The sequence below is a fragment of the Oleiphilus sp. HI0132 genome, assembly GCF_001635845.1.
Window position 1 is genome coordinate 1 of record NZ_LWGJ01001592.1, and the last position, 24,185, is coordinate 24,185.

A 24,185-nucleotide genomic window follows, 5' to 3' on the forward strand; every position below is an offset into this window, starting at 1 on the left:
TTTCGAAGACTTAAAATTGGTTCATCAGTTATCTGGCGGCAAGGTTGATCTGACAATAGGGAGTGCCTTGGATATTTTTGGGGGGGCGGGGCTTACACTTGATGAGTGCATCTCATGGAATGAAAATCGCTAGCTAGGTTTTGTTTTTCAAATGGGCCTTAATCAGAAAGTTTCTGGGGCTGACTGAACTCTCACAGAATGTCGATATTTGGCAATGATAGCCATTTTCCTCCAGAAACAAGCAGCGATCCAGTACCAGCCAGGTTTCCAACGCGCGCCTAAATAACATCCTTACCAGCTCTAGTTTTTCGTATTCTTGATACTTGGTTTGCCCCAGAGATTGGTAGTGTAAAAAGTCTATTGTTTGCGGCAGGTCAATATCTTTTAGCTGCGCACATTTTTTGCAAAAACGTTCGAAGCCTTCTTGAAGAATACGAATGCTGAGAGAGGGGCAAGGAAGGTATTGATCAGTATGTCTGATATCTTTTTGGAGCGTATCAAAGCCGAGTCGCCAAGCTTGTAGTTGTTTGCGCTTTCGGGTTTCAGCGGCCGATGCCGTATTACACTGTCTTGTCGCTAAACGCAAATCCTCATTGCTTAGGCTCAGTAGGGTAGTTCGGCCTACAAGTGATAGCGCCTGGTAGTTTTCAGAGCTATTGAAGCGGTGATAGCAGCATGGTGAGAAGGTCATTCTGTTAGAGTGACTTTCTACACCTTGCTTTAGCATATGTACATGCAGGCCACCGCAGGCATGCAAGGCAATTAGGTGATGGTTAGCTTCAAGCAGCTGAGACAGGTCATCATTCAATACATCACACTCTAGCGCCACAGTTTGATTGCTCAATTTTCTGGTGCGGGAAAGGATATTTGCCTGATTGACTAGCTGCGTATCAATCTCTAAACCGGTGACTTTTTGCTTGTATAGCTCTGATATTAATCGACCTAAATGCAACTTTCCGCAACACCATTCAATAAGCGGCGTTGTGGGTGGAGATTGGCTTTTGATAAAGGACTTTATCTGCGCTGCTTTTCTGCCAGGAATTCCTGTATCCCAAAATGCGGGTAGTTCTACTTCCTTTGTTGCTTTTGATGTCTCTGAAGCTGGAACGCTAATAAGTGAAAGGAGTTCAGACGCCACGGGGAAATAATTGGCTGCCGAGGCTAGTAAGTCCTGATCAGAAAGCTGAAGCGTATCAATATCATCTGAGCTAAGTGAACGTAACCAGGCTTGCAATTCGGGGTAATCATCCAAGCGAGAGTCAATACTAGAAAAAGCAGGCGGCTTCCAAAGATGCTCATAGCGTTTAAGGATTTGATCTAATTTCGTAAAACGAGCTTTCATCTGAATAAAAAGTTCTTAGGAGATCTTTAGATTATAAATTAGATATTCTATGACGAACGGATGCAAACACTTAAGCGCTTTTGTTTCGTTTGTTATCGAATTGTTACCCAGGTATGGAGCATGTGAGACGCTGGCCGATAAGGTTAATAAGGCTAGCGTAAGCGTCAGCTCAAGTTATCAGGCAAGCAAATTGCATCCAAACTTCATAAGCGTATAAAAGGCAAAAAACTGCCGAAAAATTGGCATTGAGAGGTGGATCATGGGTATTAATGCACAAGAACTCAATGATTATGTAATTCGTCCCGCACTCGCGGCTTTGGATGAACGCTCCCAATTTGCAGAACATTACTTATTGAAGCTAGCTTCTAAACGTTCCTCTTACGGTGAGCACTTGGTAGCCTCGAAGCAGTCTGATGGTTTAGGTATTTATGCGATTAGTCCTGAAAGTCACACCGCTTTATGGGATGAGTATTTAGCTTTTCAACCAGACCTGGCGAGTACCGTACGGGGTTTGGCTTCGCAAAGGGCATTTTTGGAAAACCCTCATGCTGAACTTGCAACCAATCTTGTTTATGCAAGCGCGATAGCCTGGTTGTTGACTCAGTACCGTAAGAATTGTGAGCAAGACCCGGTATCTGGATATGAGGATATTGCCTGATTTTCAAAGCAATTCTTAGAACGGCTTTACCTTGGCTATCTCTTCTTTCAAGCGTCGCTTATATTCATCCTGATCTTCGATATCTTTTAACTTTGCATAGATGGTTTGTAAGTCTTGTTTGTACTGTTTCATCTTCTTTACATCGTCGCTTAAGAAAATCGTATAAGCTTTCATTGAAAAGCCCAAGACCAGGATGAAAGGGAGCGATAGAAGTGAAATGGAATGTAGGGTCAGAACCACTAGCCACTTAAGCAAGCCAGAAACACTGTTCCTGTTATACAACGGTAAAGTGAGGGCGTTGGTCCAGACTGAATAGTTTTTTCGAAGAGCTTCAAGAGCTTTTTTGTGGCCGACCCAAGACGGTGTAAACATCGCAAGTAGATCATAGTCTTTGCCGTTATCGAGCCGAATACGCATATTGAAACCTTCAGAATATACAGAGGGAATTATAGTAAAGGTCTAGCAGGAATATGCCAAGTAATGAGGAACTATTTTATAGCTCCTGTGGTGCTTTGTTGAGGGGGGCTATTCGTGATTCGTTATACTGCTCTAAAGGAATTATTCGATATCCATCAGCTATTTGTAGTATCTTACTTCCCGCTGCCGATACTTTCTTTAAGCCTATAACAAACCCTACCAACAGACCTATACCGATGAGTACTAAGCCTATAATGGTGATAATTAACCAGCGATTGATACTGTCGACAATCGGCGTTACGGTTTCGTCCCGAACTGTTTTAAGTGACTGAGTTAGCAGCTCATTTGAAGGCTGTTGAGCCTTCTTAATGGTTTCGGGAAAGCTACCAGCTGCCCGATTGAGTTTGTTGGTCATGCTGTCTACTTTATCGGCCAAGTCATTAATCAAACGCAACTGCTCGGGAGAGAGATCCTGAAGATTTTCTGAAACCTCATCCAGGGCAAGAGATAGCTTTTCGCTAGCTTCTCGGAGAACTATGCCTGACTCCTTCAACTCCTTGATCTCAATATTAATAGAGACATATTTTCCAAGGTCTTCAGAGGGCTGTTCAGGTGAAGGCATCTCTATCGAATTTGCATAAAGCTTTGCGCTGATACTTAAGCTAAACAGTATTAGTATAAGGAGGGAGGTCGTAACGGCTTTCATTATAGGCTTGTCCTGTTATTGCTTTGGAAGGCGGATATTTACATCCACGGCATTACTAGGAAAGTGCAAATGTATCAAGCCAGTTTCCGGGTTGTTACGAGAAATAATCCAGCGCTGGCTGTCGACGCCTACTAAGGTTCCCGTTACGGGTACCTGTCGGTAGTCACTAGGTGCGATAACAACCTTACTGCCAATTCTATGGTCTGAGGTGTAACGCTTGTCTAGTTGCCGAGGTTGGGCTTCTCTCCCGATATCGATCGCCGTATCGATACTAATTTCATTGTCAGGAGAGTTGGTGAAAGCCTTCATTTTTTGGTACCAAGCCAACGCGGCTGTATTCTTGGAAATATCCTTTTTAAGGCCGACTTCCGTCAGAAACCAGAAACAATGATAAGCAGAGAAGTCTAGAATATTCGGTGTGTTACCACCGATAAACTCATTCGAGCTTAAGTTTTCTGATAGATAGCTTAGACCTTGCTTAATATGTTTGTTGGCTGATCTAGGGCTGCCGAGGGATACCGAGGCTTTGGCGCCCATTTCTATCCTGTCTTTCAAGAACAGAAGTAAATTCCATAAGCCTTTGTCTTTAGCAATACGTCGAAGTAATGATAAAGAGAATGCTTTATTTACACATGCAAAAAATAGCTTTGATTCAAGCCATTGTCTTTCAGTTAGAAGGCCTTGATTCAGAGCTTCGTTGGCTAACGATGGTTCGTCAGCGATAGCGGCGAGTTCATCAGCTATAAGGCTCGTATCACAAAAAATATCAGCTCCCACCTGTGCCACTGGTATTCTGTTATAACCTCCTGAAAGTAAGTCCAGTTTGCCTCGTGGCGGCGCTTCTGAGGTCAGACAGGAGGACCACTCTTGGTTGGTATAGCCAAGCATCGCTCTTATTTTTTCAGAGAAAGGAGACAGAGGGTAGTGGTGCAGTATTATGCTCATTGAAGATGTTCCAGAATAACAGGCTTAGTTGATATCCAGGCTATCTAAGCATAAAACTGTCTCGTGGTATAGTTCGCAATGCAAACTGCTGTATTTGGCTGTTGTGGCTAGGTGCTAGAACCAGGAGTGACGTATAGGCCGCTTCCGGAAAAACTGGCTCGATGACCTACATTGGTTAGCCTTAGTTTGTGTGATAAGGCTGCTACGTGTTTTGAGCAAGGTAATATGTTTTGAATATAAAGTGGTAATAAGCTCTGGATTGCTTTTTCTAATGAAAATCAGGTTAGTCGAAAGGCTGTTCTTGTTTCGTTGGAACTGAGAGTATGTGAATTATGTCGACTATCTATTCATGATATAAACGAATAACTCGAATATAGTTTGTGAATAAAATCCACTAATCTTTTAGGCTTGGACGGAATGTATGGTCGTTAATTTGACGAGGAGAGCGCTCTAAACTGTAGGGAGTAATAGGGGGTTAAGTCGTTAAGTAGAAGCACAAATAAAAACAGCCAGCTGACGCGAAGTCTAACTGACTGTATTTATTAGAATAATTGGTGGCTACACCGGGATTCGAACCTGGGACCCCATCATTATGAGTGATGTGCTCTAACCAACTGAGCTATGTAGCCAAAAGAGGCGCGTATTCTCTTGTTTTTACTGGAACTTGTCAAGCCAAAAATTTATAAAAAATACGCTTATATGCTATTGCTTAAACGTTGAAGCGGAAATGGATTACATCGCCATCTTGTACGATGTATTCTTTGCCTTCCAGACGCCATTTACCTGCGTCTTTGGCGCCGGCTTCACCGTTATTGTCGATAAAGTCATCATAGGCAATTACTTCGGCCCGAATGAAGCCTTTTTCGAAGTCTGTGTGAATCACTGCAGCGGCTTTAGGGGCAGGGTCGCCTTGCTTCATTGTCCAGGCGCGAACTTCTTTTACACCTGCAGTGAAGTAGGTTTGTAGACCAAGTAGCTCGTAGCCAGCTCTAATGACACGATCAAGGCCTGGCTCTTCCATGCCAAGGTCTGCTAAAAATTCATCGCGTTCTTCGTCATCCAGCTCAGCAATTTCTGCTTCTAGCTTATTACAGATCACGACGACTACAGCGTTTTCTTCTGCTGCGATTTCACGAACTTTATCTAGGTGAGGGTTGTCTTCAAAACCGTCTTCATCAACGTTGGCAATATACATTGTAGGCTTGATTGTAAGCAGGCAAAGCTCTTTGATAATTGCTAGTTCATCATCATTCAAACCAAGGCCGCGAACCGCTTTTGCTTCGTTCAAGTGAGGGAGTAGTTTATCCTCAAGTAGGCTCAGAGCATTCTTCGCATCTTTATCACCGCTCTTGGCTGTTCTGGTGAAACGCTTGATAGCCTTTTCTACGGTATCAAGGTCAGATAAAGCAAGCTCGGTATTAATTACATCAACGTCGGCTTGAGGGTTCACCTTGGCAGAAACGTGAACAACGTTTTCATCTTCGAAGCAGCGTACAACGTGAGCGATAGCGTCTGTTTCTCTAATATTAGCCAGGAACTGGTTACCGAGGCCTTCGCCTTTAGATGCGCCTTCTACTAGACCGGCAATATCAACAAACTCCATTGTAGTTTGGATAACCTTCGCTGGGCTGACAATGGCTGCAAGCTTGTCTAGGCGAGGGTCTGGCATGCCAACAACACCAGCGTTAGGTTCGATAGTACAGAAAGGAAAGTTTTCTGCGCCGATACCTGCTTTGGTAAGTGCGTTGAATAAGGTTGATTTGCCGACGTTAGGAAGGCCGACGATGCCGCAGTTAAAACCCATAATCTGAATCCCAGGCTGTAAAGTATAATTAGAAAAATTGGGCGCAAGTATACAGTAGGGTAGCGGGACAGTTAAGTATAAAAGATGAGCGCTTAGTGCTATTTTTTGTAATGCTGCTAAGGAATGCGAGTAATGGGCTTATTCTGCTTTAAAGCTATGGAGTTTTTGCATGGCCTTTTGCCAATCGCCACCAATGACTTCTTTCAGGTGCCTATCTGCTTCGTCGATACACGCAGAGAGTTGCTCGGCTTCTTTGGCTGTTGGTTTGCCAAGAACATGTCCGGTTACTTTGCTTGCATGGCCGGGGTGACCAATACCTAGACGCAAGCGCTTAAAGTTTTTGTTGCCGCCAAACTTCTCGATAATGTCTCGTAGGCCGTTGTTGCCTCCATGACCGCCGCCTTGTTTTAGCTTCATGGTGCCGCACGGGATATCGAGTTCGTCATGGGCGACGAGTACTTCTTCAGGGGAAATCTTAAAAAACTGGCAGATTGCCTGGACAGATTGTCCACTACGATTCATGAAGGTCGTCGGGAACAAGAGGTGTAGATCCTGGCCTTGAATATTAACTTTGGCATGAAGTCCGTGGAACTTCTTTTCTGGCTTAAGGTTTTGCTGATGTGCTTCAGCGATCTGGGCCAGAAAGATGGCGCCAGCATTATGGCGGGTGTTTTCGTATTCGGGGCCGGGATTACCCAGCCCCACAATCAGCTTGATTTGACTCATCGGAGCTTCTCTGACGCTATCAATTCATGCCGGATACAGAGAATTACTCTGCATCACCTTCTGCAGCTGCTTCACCAGCTTCGTCTTCAGCTTTACCCTTTGGAGTATGTACTGAACAAATTGGAAGATCGTGGTCAGCACCTTGCTGTAGTGCAGCAAGTGTAACGCCTTCAGGAAGTTTAAGGTCTGAAAGGTGAAGGATAGTTTCTGCTTCAACTTCAGTCATATCAACTTCGATGAACTCAGGCAAGTTACCAGGTAGGCAAATTACTTCAGCTTCAACCTGCTGGTGAGAGATCTTACCACCGCCCAACTTAACACCAACACAAGCGTCTTCGTTTGTGAAGTGAAGTGGAACGTGCACATGGATAGCTTTGTCCATATCAACACGCAGGAAGTCAGCGTGCATAACATCACCACGTGATGGGTGACGCTGAAGATCTTTCAGGATTGCTGGCTCTTCGTTGCCGTCTACACTGATTGTTAGAACGTGAGAGTAGAACGCTTCGTTTTCAAGCGATTTCTTGATCTCGTTTTCTTTCAGGCTAAGTGCGATAGGGTCTTTACCAGCGCCGTAAAGGATAGCTGGTACTAGGTTCTCAAGACGACGCAGGCGGCGGCTCGCACCTTTCCCCTGATCTGCTCGAGCTGTTGCGTTTACTACGAATGATGCTTCACTCATTTTTCTTTCCTCAAAGTTCACTAATATTCGCCCGCGACCAGACTAAATACCGTGAAGGTTAAAATAGAAAAAGCACCGAGGTGCTTTTTCCTGTACATCTATACCTGATTGAATCAGGTCTTAAGCGATTGTTTTAATTAATGTCTTAATCAAACAAGGCACTGATAGATTCTTCATTACTAATACGACGAATTGACTCTGCCAATAGGTCTGAAATTGTAAGCTGGCGGATTCTATCACAATTCATGGCTTTGTCACTAAGAGGAATTGTATCTGTGACGATCAACTCATCTAGTGATGACTTAGCAATGTTCTCGATAGCTGGGCCAGATAGCACGGGATGCGTAATGTAAGCGTAAACTTTCTTGGCGCCGTGTTCCTTTAGGGCGTCAGCAGCTTTACATAGGGTGCCAGCGGTATCGACCATGTCATCGATCAGTAGACAGGTTTTGTCTTCAACGTCACCGATAATGTGCATTACTTGAGAAACGTTAGCTTGAGGGCGTCGTTTGTCGATAATTGCCAGGTCAACATCACCAAGACGTTTTGCCATCGCGCGTGCACGAACAACACCGCCAACGTCTGGGCTAACAACCATAAAGTCGTCTTGAATGCGGCGTTGAATGTCATCAACAAGAACGGGGGTGCCGTAAATGTTATCTACCGGAATATCAAAGAAGCCCTGAATCTGGTCTGCGTGCAAGTCAACCGTTAATACTCGGTCAACGCCAGCGCCTGTGATCATGTCTGCTACCACTTTTGCGGTAATCGCAACACGTGTTGAGCGAACGCGTCGATCTTGGCGAGCGTAACCAAAATAAGGAACAACTGCAGTAATACGTGAGGCAGAAGCTCTACGTAGTGCATCAGTCATTACGATAAGCTCCATTAGGTTATCGTTGGTTGGTGCGCAGGTAGGCTGAATGATGAATACATCTTTACCACGTACATTTTCGTTGATTTCAACCGTGACTTCGCCGTCGCTAAATTTACCGACCTTAGCATTGCCCAGTGGTAGACGTAGTGCATCGACAACTTGTTGAGCCAGTTCGCGGTTGGCATTACCGGTAAATACCATCATTCTTGGCATGCGAGTTCAAGACCTCTTGAGTGTTTCGGCTTTCAGCTCTTTCAAGCAGTTTCCCGGGCTGAATAGTAAAAATACTAATACAGTAGTTTAGACCTCATCCGGAAGGTTTCTAGCTGTTTGCTTGATTGTTTTCTGAGCTGGGAAAATATGGCTGGGGTAGCAGGATTCGAACCTGCGCATGACGGGATCAAAACCCGTTGCCTTACCGCTTGGCGATACCCCAATAATCGTGTTGCTATTAACGAAGCGCTATCTTACGAATGGTCCCTTGCGAACCTTTTAGCTTCATCTAGCCTTTGAATTGCAGGAGAGAGATTGACTCCCTTGGCTATAAAGCCTTTGAATTTAGACTTAGCTTCATTCAAAACCTGTTTTGCTGTTGCCTCGTCTTTGACGATGCAGAAACAGCACGCTCCCGTTCCTGTAAGTCTAGCAATACCAAACTGGCTTAGCCACTGTATTGCCTCCTTGATTTGTGGGTATAGTTCTGAGATCAGTGCTTCGAAATCGTTGCGATACTCATCGCTAAGAAATTTCTCTGAACTGGTATCTAAACCATGTCCCTCAAGAGCGGGCGCTATTCTCTTCTTTGGCGTGTCTCTTGTCAACCTTTCATGCGAAAAAATTTTAGCCGTGTTGACGTGGCAATCGGGGGTCAATACAACGAACCATTCTTCGCTCATTGGAATTGGGCAGAGTTCATCTCCTATTCCTTCAGCCCAGGCGCTGCGGCCTTCAACAAAAACGGGCACATCGGCACCTATCTTTGCCGCTATTTTGGCTAATTGACATTCTTCGAGTTCAAGTCCCCATAGATGATTGAGCGCGATAAGTGTTGTTGCCGCGTTGGAACTTCCACCACCGAGCCCGCCGCCCATTGGTAGACTTTTTTCTAGATGAATCTTGGCGCCTAATAAGTGGCTACCTTTATCGAGTAGAATGCCTGCTTCTTTGAGTCTTTGTGCGGCGATAAAAATCAGGTTTTCTTCAGGAGGAATGTCGGCAATTTCCGGGGTGATTTCTATTTTTCCACTTTGATTGGCAGAAAAATGAAGCATGTCACCGCGGTCTAATAACTGAAAAACAGTTTGTAGCTCATGATAGCCTGGGTGCGATTGCTCAGGCCCTCGTCTGCCATTGATGTGCAAGAACAGGTTTAGCTTGGCTGGAGATGTCAGGCTTAAAGTCGGGTCCATTGTTTAATCGCTAGAATAATTCGCACCTTATCTCGTTCGAGCTTAATCTTTCCGGGCAGTGGAAGGCCGTCGATGAGGGTGTGTTTGCTGAAAGTTAAGTGCCAACCATTTTGTATTAGGCTGGCAGGGTAGCCCTGAGCGTCAAATTCTAACTCGTGTTGGCTGTCGGCAACAGGAATTCCTTTAACCCACCAGGGCAGTAATGAAATCGGAAGAGGAAACCCTAAAGCCTGATAGATCAAGAGATCTGGTTCATACGAGCTGACAGGCTGCTCACCGGCTTCGATAATCGTTAATAAATGAGGGTTTCCCTGTAGCTTGGATGCGCCAAGGCCGAAAAAGGTTGAGGAAAGGTCGATCACAAAGCTTGATTCAGCTTGGTGCCATTGATTGATTGCTACAGTAAGGGATTCTTCAGGTGTTCTTATGCCAATCTTGCCAATGAGTTTCCAGTTTCGGATGTTATCAATCTTTTGGGCGGTAAGAGGCCATTCAATTGGAGTTTCTCTTGATGTTTTGTGAGGTACGGTTTGTTGAAGGCTGGTGCATGCAGATAAAACGAGCGTCATTAGTATGAACAGCGCCCGGGTGAGGTGAGTGCTCGTTTTACTTGAAATGCCTAGAGCTATCATTACAAACTATTCTTTGGGCGCTTCGGGTGTTACTTGCTCGGTTTCGGGAGTTGAAGCTGAGCTGGTTTCTTTGTTAGTAGCTTGTTCATCTTCCGTGGGCGGATTCTCAATTATAATTAGTAATTCAGGGTCGAGTCTGTTGATGGTCTCAAGAAGTACTTCGTGTTCAGGATACTTCCGAAGAACATTGCTCCAAACATCTCGAGCCTCTGTTGTTTGATTTAGAGACCAAAGAACTTCACCCAAGTGTGCTGCGACTTCTCCATCCTGGAATTGTTGAAAGGCCTTGAACAAGAATACCAATGCTTCTTTATTTTGCTTAAGTCGATATAGTACCCAGCCCATGCTATCTAAAATGGCGGGGTTATTCGGCTTGAGCGCTAAAGCTTTTTGAATTAGTTCAAATGCTTCTTGAGTACGATCGGTTCGGTCGGCCAAGGTGTAGCCAAGTGCATTGATAGCAATCGCATTGTTCGGGTTCAGTTCTATTAGCTTTCTTAGATCTTGCTCCATTCCTGCCAAATCATCGTCTGCTTCTCGATTCATTGCTCGAGCGTAGAGTAGCTGGTCATCTTCGGGGAATGCTTGAATGGCGGCGTTGAGTGAGGCATTCATGCGGTCTGTTTCACCTGCACTAGATAGTAATTTAACTTCCAGTAGCCATAACTTAAGAGGGCTTGCTCCAGGTTTCTTTCTCAATTCAGCGAGTCTGTTTAGCATCTCGTCTTGCTGTTCGTTGTGAACCATTAGGAAACTTGAGCGCTCAAGAGATACTTCATAATGAACGCCAGCGCTTACTTTCTGGTAGAGATCGATAGCGTCATTGAAATTACCTTGGCTGTCAGCAATACGGGCTAAATAATAGTAGGCTTCATTAGCGTGTTGATTGGAGTCGATTAGCTGCTCGAAAGCTGCAGAAGCCTCTTCAACTTTTTTATTCTCTAGCATGACAATAGCGTGCGATAGTTTTAACCGCGATGCTTGGGGGTATTTAGTCAGTAGTGAATAGAATACCTCCTCGGCGTCATCGAGTTGTTTGTTTTCTATTAGCATTGTTGCATATAGACGACCAAGATTATGATTTGAGGGGAAATCGTCAAACTTGTCACCTGCATATTCAATAGCCTCTTCCAGTTGACCTTTATCATAGAGAACGTTGGCCTTGAGGACTGAGGCTGCTTCGAATTCTGGTGCGGCGTTTAGTATAGGCTCGATGATTTCAAGTGCCGCGTCGTATTCTTTCAAATTGCGTTGAGTGAGTGCGTAGCTATATCCAATCTCATGATTGTTAGGGTATTTTGCATATAAAGATTGATAAAGTAGGAGGATGGCTTCTTTATCTTCAAGAGGGAGGGCGCTTGAGCTGACTGCAAGGCCGTCTACTCGGGCATCACCGCCAAGCTCGATAATCTTTTCGATATGTTGCATGGCCTGTTCGTATTCGCGAGAAAGGGAATACTGATAGGTCAGAAGTTGATGTGCCGGAATGCTGTCTGGCTTTATATCAACCCAAAGGATTGCCATTTCCTTTATGGCCTCCATGTCTTTCATGTATTGAGCTGCATTTACAGCACGCTTAACAACACCTAAATCTCTTGTCATGCGCGCTTGTTGGATATAGTTAAGCAAGGTGATATTGAATTCTTGACGCTGGACAGCAACCTCTGCAACAAGCAGGTCGTAGAGCGTGTCTTTATTTAGGTCGAAATCTTGATACTCTGGAGATGTCTCAGATGAAAGCTTTTCACTACTTGCGGTGGTATCTGTCTCAGATTGCTTTGCTTTCATTAGGCTAGAGCAGGCGCTGAGTGAGAAAAGTGATGAAATTAATATAAGTTTGAGTAGTGCTTTCAATCTGAATCTCTTTTAAATAATTGAGGCTTGACGAGTTTTATGATGACAGATGGGTTTAAGGTGTCAACTTACCGTTCGTATAGTTTGGCCATGTGCTAGGGTTCATTTGTTTGAACTACTTTTTGTCGTGCTGTCGAGGCTTTAATCATAAAATAAGTGGCTTCTAGCTCTAAGAACTTGCTCTGTGTCATTGGCTTTCTATGTATTCTATTTGTAGAATAGCCGCTTTAAATCAAATTGCTTGGTATACATGTCGTTTTTGGCGTTTGGAATTAATCATAAGACTGCAACTGTCGACGTTCGAGAGAAAGTTGCGTTTGATTTACAACGTCTCGATATCGCGTTGGAGTCAATCAAAAAACTGCCGAATGTTAATGAAGCGGTTATTTTATCGACATGTAACCGAACAGAAATATACTGTGCTGGCAATCATGCAATTGATGTTGCGATGTTGCAGACTTGGTTGGCTGACTATCATTGTGTTAATTCAGAAGACCTCGAAAACTGTAGCTTTGTCTATGATGGTAAAGATGTGGTTGTTCATTTAATGCGTGTTGCTGCTGGCTTGGACTCTCTTGTTCTGGGAGAGCCACAGATTTTAGGGCAGCTGAAATCAGCCTATGCTTCAGCACAAGAATATCAGGCTGTTCAAGGGAAACTAGGTCGGCTCTTTGAACATTGTTTCTCTGTCGCCAAGAAAGTACGCACTGATACGGCGATTGGTGAAAACCCAGTGTCGGTCGCCGCTGCTGCCGTCAATATGGCTCGCCAGCTCTTCTCAGATTTTTCAGACAATACTGCTTTACTTATCGGGGCGGGTAAAACCACTGAGTTAGTGGCTAGGCACCTGAAACAAAGTGGTATTAAAAAGATCATAATTGCAAATCGAACGCTGGCTCGTGCCCAGGATCTGTCGAGTCTGGTTGAAGGTGAGGCAGCTTTATTAGGTGATATTCCAGATTTATTAATCGATGCCGATATTGTGATTGCGTCGACGGCTAGCTCCTTGCCTATATTAGGCAAGGGGGCTGTAGAGAGAGCTTTAAAGCATCGTAAGCACCGACCTTTCTTTATGGTGGATATAGCGGTACCAAGAGATATTGAACCTCAGGTAGGAGAGTTATCTGATGTTTACCTTTATACCGTTGATGACTTAAAAGATGTTATTGATGAGAATGTAAAAAACCGAGAAGGCGCTGCTCAAGAAGCTGAGCGGATGATTCTTGAGGGAAGTGAATATTTTCTTAATCGTCAGCGTGTTTCTTCAGTTGGTGATAGTTTGAAACGCTTTAGATCACATGCAGAGACGCTTCAGCAGAAGGAATTAGAGCGCGCTCTAAATGCCTTGCGTGGAGGTGCGGACGCCGAACAGGTAATTACTCAATTATCTAGGGGCTTAACGAATAAACTAATTCACCATCCTACGATTAGTGTTAGACGAGCAGCTGAAGATGGCAAGAATGAAAAAGCAGATTGGTTGTTAGATTTGTTTGGTATCGAGTCATTAAGTGATTAGTTTCTGCATTATTATGTGTTGCGCTTAAATTTCCAGTTCGAACATATTCGTAAATCAAATATATAAGAATTTTAGCTATAAAAGATCCAAGGGAGTCTCTATGAGCGATATAGATATTGAGTACTTGCAGCAGTGGGTAGGAAAGCAAGAAACCAAAGAAGATGATATTAGTCTTTTTCAGGCGCAAGCTTTGGCTGCGGCACTTGATAACGAGACTCTACCCGAGAAAGGTGATGCCTTACCTCCATTTTGGGAGTGGATGTATTTTCTGCCAACGCCAAAAGCCAGTGCAACAGGTGTTGATGGGCACCCGGATAAAGGTGGCTTTTTACCCCCTGTACCACTTCCTCGCAGGATGTGGGCGGCCGGTGAGGTTGAGTGTCATAAGGCTTTGATTATTGGCCAGCCGGCCTCTCGATTATCGACGATTGAATCTGTTGAACTTAAAACGGGTAGTACCGGCGTGTTGGTTTTCGTTAATGTTCGCCATGATATTTCACAAGCGGGTGAGCTGTGTATCAGCCAGGTACAGAATATTGTTTACCGGGAGCAACCAACAGAAAGAGCTGAGTTGCCACCAGGCAAGCCTGCGCTTTCTGAAGCCGATTTTTCGCAAGAAATCACGCCAAACCCAGTGTTGCTATACCGCTACTCGGCGCTGACTTATAACGGCCATCGTATTCATTATGATCGCGACTACGCGGTAAACGAAGAGCTGTATCCTGCCTTGGTTGTTCATGGGCCATTGCTGGTGACTTTATTGTTAGAACTTAAACGTCATAATATTGCCGATAAATCTTTGAAAACCTTCAAGTTCCGAGCGGTTAGACCGACGTTTGATACCTCGGTGTTTACCGTGTCTGGTAAGCGGGATGGCGATGATTTATCCCTATGGTCTGCTGATAATGATGGTTTTACTTGTATGACAATTAAAGCAAGTTTGGCCTAAGGATTCGTGAGCGAGAATAAAATGAAGAAATTAGACTACCCAGGCTGGCGTACGGCCTTGTTTATCCCTGTGCACATTGAGAAATTCGTCGCCAAAGCGCATACGCGTGGTGCTGATGCTTATATTCTGGACTTGGAAGATAGTGTTCCGCTAGAGCAAAAAGCAGAAGCTCGAGAGTGTGTGGTCCCGGCTGCGAAAACGGTTAGCCAGGATGGTGCTGCTGCATTGGTAAGAATCAACCTTGATGAGCGCTTTGCCATGGGCGATGTTGTCGCGTCGGTCAGTGAGCATGTTAGCGCGATTGTAGTGCCAAAGGTTGAGTCTGCTGACCAGTTACGGAAGTTCGCCGCTAAGATTTCTAAATTGGAACAGGAGCGAAATATTCCTCAAGGGCATACAGCGATTATTGCAATGATTGAGTCGGTTGATGCTTTACCCAAACTGGATGAAATCGCCTCAGCAGACCCGCGTGTTGTGGCGATGACTTTAGGCTCTGAAGATTTCTCGGCGACAGCTGGCATGCAGCCACTTCCTCAAACCTTGTTGCTGCCAAATCAGATGCTGGCATTTGCTTGTCGTCGTGCCAACATTATGCCTTTGGGTTTTCCAGGTTCGATAGCTGACTACAGCGATATTGATGCATTTACTGAAACGGTTAAGTTTGCCAAGCAGCTAGGTTTTGTAGGAGCCTTCTGTATTCATCCTAAGCAAGTAGAAGTCATTAATGCAGTATTGACGCCTAGCGCGGAAGAGGTAGAACATGCTGAAGGTTTGCTTGCAGCATTTGAAGCAGGCTTGGCTGCAGGCAAGGGAGCTGTTGAATATAAAGGCAAGATGATTGATTTGCCGGTTGTAGAGCGGGCAAGAGAATTATTGAGAAATGCTAAAGCTTTAGCATAGCCGACCTCTTTACTAGTGAGGGCTTGCTTATAGTGAGCCTCTTTCTAATTACTTAAAATATTTTTGATAAACCGTCTGAGTATATCCGCTTTCTTGTAAGTGCTTTAATGCTTGTTGGAATTGATAAGCAGCGGAGCCTTTATGGGGACTGGTTTTTTGATTGTTAAAGCCTAAAGCGCTGTTTTTATCAAATCTGCTATTTTGTTGTTGCTTAAAGTGTTTTGAATTAATAGAGAAGGCCGCTTTTAACGAAGAGTATTCCTTCTCAATTGCATTTGGGTGAAGCCGAAGGCCAATGTCACTAAACTGCTTAATGCGGTTTCGTTTTAAGTAATAATCCAAGATATCTATATCATATACGTAGAAATTACCTCTACCTAGTTTCAGTGCCTGAATTGCTTTATCAATAGGCAACTTGCCCATTTTCTGAATGCTTACTTGAGGAGCACCTTTGGCATATTCAGCGGAGCTACCTCCTAAAGGGACAAGCAAAGTACCTTTCGCCTTCTTAAAGTCTTTTATTTCGAAGTCTGTAATGTCTGAGACTAAGGCTTGTTTCGATAGAAAGCCATTGTCCAGCCAATATAAAAACTGTGATCTTTTTTCTGAAAAACCAGACGAGGGATAGAAATCGATATCACCTTCTTTAAGGTGATGATAAACACGTTTTTTAGGTAACCTTACGATTTCAAGTGAGAGTCCTATCATCTCTGCTGCTTTAGAGAAAAGTTCTCGGTATGCACCGCTATTATCATTTTTGTTGCCGATATAGGGCGGTTTGCTGCCTTCTTTATAGCCAAGAATGATAGTAGATTTATTGTCGGGAGAGGTAAGCGAAGTTTTTTCTTGTGAATAGCTAAGAGAGGCTTGTAAAGAAAGAAGAAAGCTTAGAATGAATACCCATCTTGTTGGATGTTTCATTTGTGCCTCCTTTTAGTTAGCTGCTTTGAAGCTGAAACAATGCGAGTAGCTCACTACTCGCATTATAGGCTTATCTATACAGCGTCACTACCGGTTTCGCCAGTACGGATTCGAATCACTTGCTCAAGTGATGAAACAAATATCTTTCCGTCGCCGATCTTTCCAGTATTGGCTGCATTTGTCATCGCTTCGATAACTTTATCTAGCATATCTTCACTGATCGCTACTTCTAGTTTAACTTTTGGTAGAAAGTCTACAACGTACTCAGCGCCACGATACAACTCTGTATGACCTTTCTGGCGACCAAATCCTTTAACTTCAGTAACTGTTATACCCTGAACACCGATTTCTGATAGTGCTTCACGTACATCATCAAGTTTAAAAGGTTTGATTATCGCAGTAACAAGCTTCATTCTATTCTCCGTTATCTTAAAAAGACTCGTAATTGTTCTGTTACGAGTAGTTATATCTCACTATAGTTGTTTATTCATTGATGCCAAGCAACTCAACATCAAAAATTAGTACCGAGCCAGCCGGGATGGCGCCAGCAGCTCTATTTCCGTAGCCAAGTTCGCTCGGAATAAATAATCGGGTCTTCTCGCCAACCACCATAAGTTGCAGACCTTCAGTCCAGCCTTTGATAACTTGATTCAAGCCAAAAGAGATAGGTTGTCCGCGAGCTACGGAACTATCAAAGACAGTGCCATCAGTTAAGGTGCCATGATAATGAACTTTAACTTTATCGTTTGCAGTAGGGTGGGCTTCTCCCGTACCGGCTTGAAGTACCTTATATTGAAGACCCGACTCGGTTGTGACAACGCCTTCTTTGGTCATGTTTTGGGCAAGAAACTCACTGCCTAATTGTTGATTCTCAACGGCTAGCTTTTTGTTTTGATTAGTGCGGTGGACGATGAATGCTGCAAGTGCAACAACAAGTATGACAACAATGATTTTTAACACGGGTGATTTGCCTTTTATTAAATCGGTATTGGAATGAAATAGATTCTAAATGATTCCCTGATCAAGTGCACATGCCATTGCGCCACCTAATTCCGAGCAATGGCTCTCAAACTCTTTTTGGTAAGCGCCTTTTAGTAAAAGGGGCTCCTGTACCCATCGCCACTTAAGGCCAGTGGTAATGGTTTCGAGAGCACGAATTGTACCTGTGCCATCATGACCGGCTCTAATATACGCGGCACAGGGTAAGCCTTGTTTCGCTTCTAAGCATGGGTAATAGCAACGGTCGAAGAAATCTTTGAGGGCACCACTCATGTAGCCTAGATTCTCGGTAGTGCCGAGTATAATGGCGTCTGCACTTAGTACATCTTCTGCTTGTGTTTCAAAAGGAGTTTTCGACTTGAATTCAACTTGCTCAAGAGCTTGGCTGATGACACCCTGGCACAGAGCTTGTTGTAGGGCTTGTGTATTTTCAGACGGGCTGTGGGCGACCAAAAGGAGTTTTTTCATTTCGCTTTGCTTGAGATACAAAGCTTAGGGTAGGAGTGGATTACTCATACCCTAGCCCTGTCTATTGGGTTATGGGTATGCATTCTCTACTGCAGACATTGCAGCGTCGACATCGCAGCTATGTCCAAGTTCGTTAAGCACCGCGCCTAAAGAGCTAACGCAGTAATCAACGTTTTTACGATTACAGCCATTGCCCATTAAGCCGATTCGCCATGCTTTGCCAGCAAACTTACCTAGCCCTGCACCAAGTTCCAAGTCGTACTGGTTAAGTAGTGTTGATCTAACAGTCGCATCATCAATACCTTCTGGAATCTTCACTGCATTAAGTTGAGATAGGCGAATATCTTTAGGCACTAGCATTTCAATGCCGAGCGCTTCTAGACCAGCAACCAGTGCCTTATGGTGCAGCTCATGACGTTCCCAAGCGCTTTCCAAACCTTCTTCTTTAAGAATTAATAGCGATTCGTGTAGTGCATACAAACTGTTAACTGGCGCAGTATGGTGATAAGTACGCTTAGCACCTTCACCCCAATAGTCCATGACCAGGTTTAGATCGAGGAACCAGCTGTAGTTCTTAGAGCTTTTGGCTTTGATCTTTTCAATTGCTTTAGTGCTAAAACTGACCGGAGAGAGACCTGGGATACAAGATAAGCACTTTTGAGTGCCTGAATAAATTGCGTCTATGCCCCAGTCATCAACTTGAACATCAGAACCGCCTAAAGAGGTGACGGCATCAACGATTGAAAGACAGTTATGTTGTTGAGCTATTGCACATAAGGCTTTTGCATCAGAGCGAACACCGGTAGAGGTTTCAGCGTGAACAAAAGCGATCATTGAAATATCAGGATTTTCTGAAAGCTTCTGGTCTACTACTTCTGGCTCAACAGCTTCGCCCCACTCAAATTCGATGGCTTCAACCTGAGCACCTGCGCGAGTCGCGACTTCTTTCATGCGCATGCCAAATACGCCGTTAATGCAGACAAGAATTTTGTCACCCGGCTCAACCATATTCATAAAGCAGGTTTCCATACCAGATGAACCTGGTGCAGATACCGGAATCGTAAGTTCGTTTTTGGTTTGGAAAACGTACTGAAGAAGAGATTTTATCTCATTCATTAGCGATACAAAGCTAGGGTCCATATGACCGATGGTTTGCTGAGATAGTGCTTTAAGTACTCTTTCGGAAACATCTGACGGGCCAGGGCCCATTAAGATGCGGTTTGGAGCGTGAAATGATTGCATAGTTCGGGTGCTGCCTGTGTTACTGGTTAGTTCTGTATTATTTTATTAAAAATATGAAGATGCCAGTATAGACGCGAGAGTATGACAGGGCGATGTTTATGCAGCTAAAAAAGAAAAAATGTACAAACAATCACATTATCTGTGACTGGATGTACATTTTTTGCAGTGCTGTTTAGGTCAATAGAGCGGAAATTAGACTAGCGAGCGCGCTTCAAGCTGTTCTTGGTGAAGTCACTATCACTTAGCCCGGTAGAAAACTGAAAATTGCTCCAGATTAAGTCAGTGCTTTTACCTGTCTGGTGATTCTGCATCTTCATCACATTCGGGCGCCAGTATTGGTCAAGATATTGATTGTAATCACTAGAGTTGAGGGTCTTTAGTAGCGCTTTTTTACGGTCATAAAATTCAATTTTATGGACGCGGTATTCACTCTGGTCGATCCAGGCAATTTGGCTTGTGTAGCCAGAGTTTTTATCTGTTGGGAAGCGTTTAACAACAAAGCAGGTTTCTGTGCCACACGCTTCGTCTTTTAAGTACTCATAGCTATACTTTTCAACTTCTTGTGAGCTTAAGTCTTCGAAGGCAAACTCACTTCCCATGAATGGGCCAGACTTGTTTTTAGACGCGATTCGCTTAACACGCTTTAGTGCTGGTAGGAATAACCACTGATCATCCGCATCAACTTTGTGCGAGAACGTCAGTAAAGCAGTACCACGAACAGTTTTAGGCTCATCAAATATGGTTAAGCCTTTGTCACCATCATTTTCGACTTCGAGGGATTTTACGCGCAAAACACGAACACTTTCTTCACCACGTTTGTTGCGTAAGGTCATCGTCATGTCAGCAGTAGAGTCCTTCCAACCAGTGTTTCGCTTATCAGATTCAATGGCGATAGCTAAACCTTTTTCTTGAGGTGTTTCTGCAAAGGTGTTGCCTGAGAGGCTCAAGGCAGTAAAGCAGGATAATATCGCGATGGATTTCTTTACACCGCGAGCAGAAAGGTTAGATAGCATGGATATTGTCCTCGGTCTTGTTATCTTGTTAGTTGGCACTGCAGCAGCATCATTGAGAAACTATATGATGATGCTAGAAGCTAGCGCCTATTAGATACGAAAATGTCGATTAGTTAAACTGAAATCCCTTACTTCGTTTGGAACGGTACTTTCCATGAGTAGAAAGTAGCACTATCAGTTTGTTGAGTTACCTTTTTAGGTGACTTAGCCATTTAAGGGTGCTCTTTGATCTAGGATACCTTGATCATCGATTGTTAAATCTTGCTTAGCTTTTTTACGTTTACTTCCAACCAAAAACAGTAAAAGCGGTGGAAGGAAGAAAAAATCAACAAGTAAAGCGACAACGATGGTTACGGCCGTCATCAGTCCCATATCGGAGTTCATAGAGAAGTCGGATATAGCTAATACAGCAAAGTTCGCAAATAGAATAAATGTGGTGACCAACAGCGCAACGCCAACTGTACTAAAGGCATAGCGAATCGCATCCTCGGTAGATAGCTGATTCTCTCGCTTGGCACGTAAAAATTTACTTAAAAAGTGAACGGTGTAGTCGACGACGATCCCCAAGGTCATTCCGAATACAACAGATAGTCCAATACCGATTTGTGCAACGGTCATTCCCCAAACACCAAAAGCAACTAAGGCCGGAAGGAGATTGGGAAGTAGGCTAACAAAGCCGTAATATGCAGAGCGTAAACTGAAAGCCAACACAACAGAGATAATGATTAAAGCGATAAATGTACCTTGTAGCATGGAGCGAATGTTATTCTGACCAATATGAGCGAACATGATATCGCTACTTATCCCGTGGGAAAATTTAAGGCTAGGAATATTTTCGGAAAACCAGCTCTGAGCACGTTCTTCCAAAGCGAGAAGCTCCGAAGTAGATGTTTTCGCTAGATAGCCTGTTAAACGAGTCTTGGCTTTGTTGATGTCCACTTGATTGTTCAAGTCGAGTCCGTAAGGGAGTGACATTTCATAAAGTAATAAATACTGTGAGGCGAGCTCTGCATTATCAGGGAGTTTATATGCGCTAGGGTCATCACCATGCATATTTTTGTTCAGACGCTTCATGACATCAGTAAAGGTCGAGACGTGTTGAACTTCTGGTTGAAGCTTTAACCAGTTTGCTGCCTTTTCAAGGTTTGCCAAATACTCAGGCTCGTTGATTCCACCTTCTTCCTCGGCTTCAACAATAAAGGATATGTAGCCTAAGCCGGTGAGCCTTTCTCTGGTAAAATCAGCTGCCTGTCTTTGTCTCATTGGCTCGTCAAAATACTCGACCCATACGTCATTCAATTCGTTTTGAGGTAAGAAAGAAATGCTGCCAGCCATAATAACCATTGTGCCAATGAGTAGACGTTTAGAGTGTTTGATGACCCAGTTTGATAGCGTAACTGTCCAGCCGCCTTCTTTATGCTCGCGTGATTGAACTCGGAATGGCAGAAGCATAATGAGTGCAGGCAGTAGCAATACAGAGAATCCCCATGCACCAATTACGCCTAAGGCGACAATATTTCCTAAGTCCCGGAAGGGAGGGGAGTCGCTAAAGTTCAGAGACAAGAAACCAATTACGGTTGTGACACTGGTTAAAAAAACGGGTTGCTGATTGATACGTAAGCTTTCGATAACAGCCTGAGCCTTGGTTTTCCCTGACTGCATTTGCTGGAAGAAAGATGCCAGGATATGAATCGAATCGGCGATTGCTAGTGTCAGAATCATTGTTGGTGCATTGGCGGATGCGGTGGTGATATCCATACCCAGCCACGCAGAGATACCAAGCGCGAATAGGATTGAAGTAATAATGACAACTATGATGGAAAAGCTACCTGAGAAGACCGTAATGATGCTCCGGCTTGCAGCAAACATGTAGATCGCAATGCAGGTGATGGCGATCAAAAATGCTAAGGGGACGATATGCGATAAGTCATACATCGCCGCATCTTTGAAGGCATTGTCAAAGATGATTTGTCCGGTCACATATACAGTCAGGTCGGGATACTTTTGATTTAAATGAGCTTGAATCTCGTAGGCTGCAGCGGCTACTTCGGGTGTTTCTTTACTAGGATCCAGCCCAGGCATTTCCATAGAAACGTTGACGCCGGTAACATCGGCGTTAGCGGCGATGAGGCGCCCGGCAATTGAGGGCTCATTGAGTGCGACACTCTTTGCGTACGCAATTTCACTGCTCGATAAATTGCTTGCATCTGTAACCAGGTTGTCTACCAAAAGGTCATCGTCTTCTGCAATAGTGTGTTGGTAATTGGTAATAGAGTCCACGCGTATTGAGTAGGGAAGTTGCCAAGACATTTCGGTAAGCTCTTCAATGATGCTTAAAGTCTCTCGAGTAAATATATGGCCATCTTGGGGGGCGAGGACAAACATGACGTTGTCACTTTTTGTAAAGGTTGCCTGTAAATCTTCGAAGGCTTTTAGGTGGGGATTATCATCACTAAAATAAATCCGGTAGTCGGAGCTAAATTTTGTTTGCGGTAAACCTGTGGCGGCAAGAAATACCACAAGCAATGAGGCGAATACCACCAGTAAGCGAAACTTAACAAGAAAATGGCTTATGCGTTCAATCATAGCGTAACCTACCTAATGTTTCTATTGCCGCAGAATGCCTGTAGCGAGCATGATAACTATACTTAAAGGTTGTGACCGGCGGTCATGAATTTAGAATACTACGCTTTGAACAGTGTGAATACAATGAATAAAGATATTTGAAGCTAAGAATAACTTTTCTAAATATGGAAAAGTAATAATGCTAATGGCTTAATAATGGGATAATTGCTGTGACGGAAAATCTTCTTATAGGTCTTATAGTATTGGCTTGAGAAAAATAAGTTTCGATCCTTGAAACTTTAATAGTGGTCACTAAGTGCGAGGGCTAGCGACTAACAGAAAACGAGTAGAAAACTTTATATGTTGCGTACAAAGGTGATTATCTGGAACGTAGTACTATTCCATGGCTATTTCCTTTTGCAGACGCCCCCTCAAGCGAGTCAAACTCTTCATTTGATAGGGAGTTTGTCCAGGCAATTACTGCGTGGCAGGTGCCTGCTTCAAGCGCGCGTTTGCTTAATTCTATCGCCGATATAGATTCAGATGAGCGAAGAATCATAATTTCTTCCATTGCAAGCCCCTGGTGTTGTTCTTGCCACTTTTTGAGCAGTTGAATAGGCGGGTCAATCCAGGCAAGCCAGCGTTGTTCCTGATTTAACTGGCTCAGCATAGGAAGAACCATTTGAATGCAGTCAGCCTTATCTTTAGCGATGATAATTTCCGTGACATTTGCTGCGACATGCTCAGTCTGCTCGTTGCTTAGAGAGGCGCCAGAAGTTGAAGAACTTAAAGGTTGAGCAGGGTAAGTTAGCTGTACCGGGCTTTGGCCAAATTGGTTAATAGTATTTAGGTCGTCAAGATAGTCTGACTCATAAATAGATAGCTGCTTCATTGGATACCCTCCTTACGGATAACGCCTACGCCCAGACCTTCAATTACTACATCTTGTTCTCTCAGGTCGATCACGATGGGATCAAACTCTTCATTCTCGGCAATAAGCTCAACGATGTGTTTGTTTTTATTGAGACGTTTAACCGTTACTTCTTCGCCCACTCTGGCAACGACTATTTGCCCATTTCGAGCTGTTTCGGTTTTATGGACTGCAAGCAAATCTCCGTCGAGTATGCCGATATCCTTCATGCTTTCACCTCTTACGCGTAATAAGTAGTCAGCAGAAGGAGAGAAAAACTCTGGCGCAAGTGTGCAGTAGTCTTCGATATTTTCCTCACCTAAAATCGGGTTACCAGCAGCGACTTGACCAACAATCGGTAAACCCTCGGGAATATCGCTTTGCGGTAAGCGGATGCCACGGCTGGCTCCGGGGACAATCTCAATCGCGCCTTTCTTGGCTAGTGCCTTAATATGGTCTTCTGCTGCATTGGCAGAGCGAAAGCCAAGTGCCAAAGCTATTTCCGCACGAGTAGGTGGGTAACCTGTTTCATCAATATTTTGTTTGATGAGTTGCAATACTTCGCTTTGTCTCTTGGTGAGCTTTAGCATGCCGTGTAGTCCGTTAGGTTGAGTTAATGTTTATCTGTGTGAATAACCAGTACCTGTAAA

General features: G+C 44.0%; 24 protein-coding genes, 2 tRNA genes and 1 pseudogene. 5 read left to right on the forward strand and 22 right to left on the reverse strand.

Features of this window, described 5'->3' with window-relative positions:
• Positions 1-133 (forward strand): annotated as a pseudogene (locus A3766_RS32290) (phosphoribosylformimino-5-aminoimidazole carboxamide ribotide isomerase); the annotation flags it as partial.
• Here A3766_RS32290 and A3766_RS24545 read toward each other — a convergent pair.
• Positions 134-1,342 carry a methyltransferase gene (locus A3766_RS24545; protein WP_068515858.1) on the reverse strand — a complete coding sequence of 403 codons (1,209 nt, stop codon included), beginning with the start codon at positions 1,340-1,342 and terminating at the stop codon, positions 134-136.
• 259 nt (positions 1,343-1,601) lie between these two features.
• On the opposite strand from A3766_RS24545, the gene A3766_RS24550 reads away from it, so the two are divergent.
• A complete protein-coding gene (locus A3766_RS24550) occupies positions 1,602-2,000 on the forward strand; it encodes a hypothetical protein (protein WP_068515856.1) in 399 nt (132 codons plus the stop codon).
• 15 nt (positions 2,001-2,015) lie between these two features.
• On the opposite strand, the gene A3766_RS24555 is transcribed toward A3766_RS24550, so the two are convergent.
• The 12 genes from A3766_RS24555 to A3766_RS24610 form a co-directional block, all read right to left on the reverse strand.
• Positions 2,016-2,417, reverse strand: coding sequence for a hypothetical protein (locus A3766_RS24555; protein WP_068515853.1), 402 nt, complete (start codon positions 2,415-2,417; stop codon positions 2,016-2,018).
• A 76-nt stretch (positions 2,418-2,493) separates the two neighbouring features.
• Entirely contained in the window at positions 2,494-3,123 is a 630-nt protein-coding gene (locus A3766_RS24560) for a hypothetical protein (RefSeq protein ID WP_068515850.1), read from the reverse strand.
• Between the two features lie 15 nt (positions 3,124-3,138).
• Positions 3,139-4,068 carry a glutathione S-transferase family protein gene (locus tag A3766_RS24565; protein WP_068515846.1) on the reverse strand — a complete coding sequence of 310 codons (930 nt, stop codon included), beginning with the start codon at positions 4,066-4,068 and terminating at the stop codon, positions 3,139-3,141.
• A 552-nt stretch (positions 4,069-4,620) separates the two neighbouring features.
• A tRNA-Met gene (locus tag A3766_RS24570) sits at positions 4,621-4,697 on the reverse strand.
• Positions 4,698-4,777: 80 nt separating this feature from the next.
• Complete coding sequence (gene ychF / locus A3766_RS24575; RefSeq protein ID WP_068515844.1) at positions 4,778-5,872, reverse strand: redox-regulated ATPase YchF; 1,095 nt, start codon at positions 5,870-5,872, stop codon at positions 4,778-4,780.
• 138 nt (positions 5,873-6,010) lie between these two features.
• Positions 6,011-6,598 (reverse strand): aminoacyl-tRNA hydrolase, encoded by a 588-nt coding sequence (pth, locus tag A3766_RS24580; protein WP_068515841.1) that lies wholly within the window; start codon positions 6,596-6,598, stop codon positions 6,011-6,013.
• Positions 6,599-6,641: 43 nt separating this feature from the next.
• The gene (locus A3766_RS24585) at positions 6,642-7,280 is read right to left on the reverse strand and encodes a 50S ribosomal protein L25/general stress protein Ctc (protein ID WP_068515838.1); all 639 of its coding nucleotides are present in this window, start codon (positions 7,278-7,280) and stop codon (positions 6,642-6,644) included.
• Positions 7,281-7,425: 145 nt separating this feature from the next.
• The gene (locus A3766_RS24590; protein WP_068515835.1) at positions 7,426-8,370 is read right to left on the reverse strand and encodes a ribose-phosphate pyrophosphokinase; all 945 of its coding nucleotides are present in this window, start codon (positions 8,368-8,370) and stop codon (positions 7,426-7,428) included.
• A 148-nt stretch (positions 8,371-8,518) separates the two neighbouring features.
• A tRNA-Gln gene (locus tag A3766_RS24595) sits at positions 8,519-8,593 on the reverse strand.
• A 31-nt stretch (positions 8,594-8,624) separates the two neighbouring features.
• A complete protein-coding gene (gene ispE, locus A3766_RS24600) occupies positions 8,625-9,566 on the reverse strand; it encodes a 4-(cytidine 5'-diphospho)-2-C-methyl-D-erythritol kinase (RefSeq protein ID WP_068515833.1) in 942 nt (313 codons plus the stop codon).
• Positions 9,551-10,135, reverse strand: coding sequence for a lipoprotein insertase outer membrane protein LolB (gene lolB / locus A3766_RS24605; protein WP_197470009.1), 585 nt, complete (start codon positions 10,133-10,135; stop codon positions 9,551-9,553). The genes ispE and lolB overlap by 16 nt, the downstream gene beginning before the upstream one ends.
• Positions 10,136-10,204: 69 nt before the next feature.
• Positions 10,205-12,052 carry a tetratricopeptide repeat protein gene (locus A3766_RS24610; protein WP_068554904.1) on the reverse strand — a complete coding sequence of 616 codons (1,848 nt, stop codon included), beginning with the start codon at positions 12,050-12,052 and terminating at the stop codon, positions 10,205-10,207.
• A gap of 250 nt (positions 12,053-12,302) precedes the next feature.
• On the opposite strand from A3766_RS24610, the gene hemA reads away from it, so the two are divergent.
• The 3 genes from hemA (at position 12,303) to A3766_RS24625 (ending at position 15,417) form a co-directional block, all read left to right on the forward strand.
• Entirely contained in the window at positions 12,303-13,568 is a 1,266-nt protein-coding gene (hemA, locus tag A3766_RS24615; RefSeq protein WP_068515824.1) for a glutamyl-tRNA reductase, read from the forward strand.
• Between the two features lie 100 nt (positions 13,569-13,668).
• Complete coding sequence (locus A3766_RS24620) at positions 13,669-14,517, forward strand: acyl-CoA dehydrogenase (RefSeq protein ID WP_068515820.1); 849 nt, start codon at positions 13,669-13,671, stop codon at positions 14,515-14,517.
• A 21-nt stretch (positions 14,518-14,538) separates the two neighbouring features.
• Positions 14,539-15,417: a CoA ester lyase gene (locus A3766_RS24625; protein ID WP_068515818.1), complete on the forward strand. Its 879-nt coding sequence runs from the start codon at positions 14,539-14,541 to the stop codon at positions 15,415-15,417.
• A gap of 48 nt (positions 15,418-15,465) precedes the next feature.
• On the opposite strand, the gene A3766_RS24630 is transcribed toward A3766_RS24625, so the two are convergent.
• The 9 genes from A3766_RS24630 to lexA all read right to left on the reverse strand — a co-directional run bounded on the left by A3766_RS24630 (position 15,466) and on the right by lexA (position 24,125).
• Positions 15,466-16,338 carry an ABC transporter substrate-binding protein gene (locus A3766_RS24630; protein ID WP_068515816.1) on the reverse strand — a complete coding sequence of 291 codons (873 nt, stop codon included), beginning with the start codon at positions 16,336-16,338 and terminating at the stop codon, positions 15,466-15,468.
• Positions 16,339-16,412: 74 nt separating this feature from the next.
• A complete protein-coding gene (gene glnK, locus A3766_RS24635; RefSeq protein WP_068509576.1) occupies positions 16,413-16,751 on the reverse strand; it encodes a P-II family nitrogen regulator in 339 nt (112 codons plus the stop codon).
• Between the two features lie 70 nt (positions 16,752-16,821).
• Positions 16,822-17,298, reverse strand: coding sequence for an FKBP-type peptidyl-prolyl cis-trans isomerase (locus A3766_RS24640; protein WP_068509573.1), 477 nt, complete (start codon positions 17,296-17,298; stop codon positions 16,822-16,824).
• 45 nt (positions 17,299-17,343) lie between these two features.
• Positions 17,344-17,805: a flavodoxin family protein gene (locus A3766_RS24645; protein WP_068509571.1), complete on the reverse strand. Its 462-nt coding sequence runs from the start codon at positions 17,803-17,805 to the stop codon at positions 17,344-17,346.
• A 69-nt stretch (positions 17,806-17,874) separates the two neighbouring features.
• Entirely contained in the window at positions 17,875-19,047 is a 1,173-nt protein-coding gene (locus A3766_RS24650) for an alanine--glyoxylate aminotransferase family protein (protein WP_082865477.1), read from the reverse strand.
• A 197-nt stretch (positions 19,048-19,244) separates the two neighbouring features.
• Complete coding sequence (locus tag A3766_RS24655; protein WP_068515813.1) at positions 19,245-20,060, reverse strand: outer membrane lipoprotein-sorting protein; 816 nt, start codon at positions 20,058-20,060, stop codon at positions 19,245-19,247.
• 204 nt (positions 20,061-20,264) lie between these two features.
• Entirely contained in the window at positions 20,265-22,646 is a 2,382-nt protein-coding gene (locus tag A3766_RS24660; protein ID WP_068515811.1) for an RND family transporter, read from the reverse strand.
• Positions 22,647-23,004: 358 nt separating this feature from the next.
• The gene (locus tag A3766_RS24665) at positions 23,005-23,517 is read right to left on the reverse strand and encodes a cell division inhibitor SulA (protein WP_068511125.1); all 513 of its coding nucleotides are present in this window, start codon (positions 23,515-23,517) and stop codon (positions 23,005-23,007) included.
• Entirely contained in the window at positions 23,514-24,125 is a 612-nt protein-coding gene (lexA, locus tag A3766_RS24670) for a transcriptional repressor LexA (RefSeq protein ID WP_068511122.1), read from the reverse strand. The genes A3766_RS24665 and lexA overlap by 4 nt, the downstream gene beginning before the upstream one ends.
• Between the last annotated feature and the right edge of the window lie 60 nt (positions 24,126-24,185).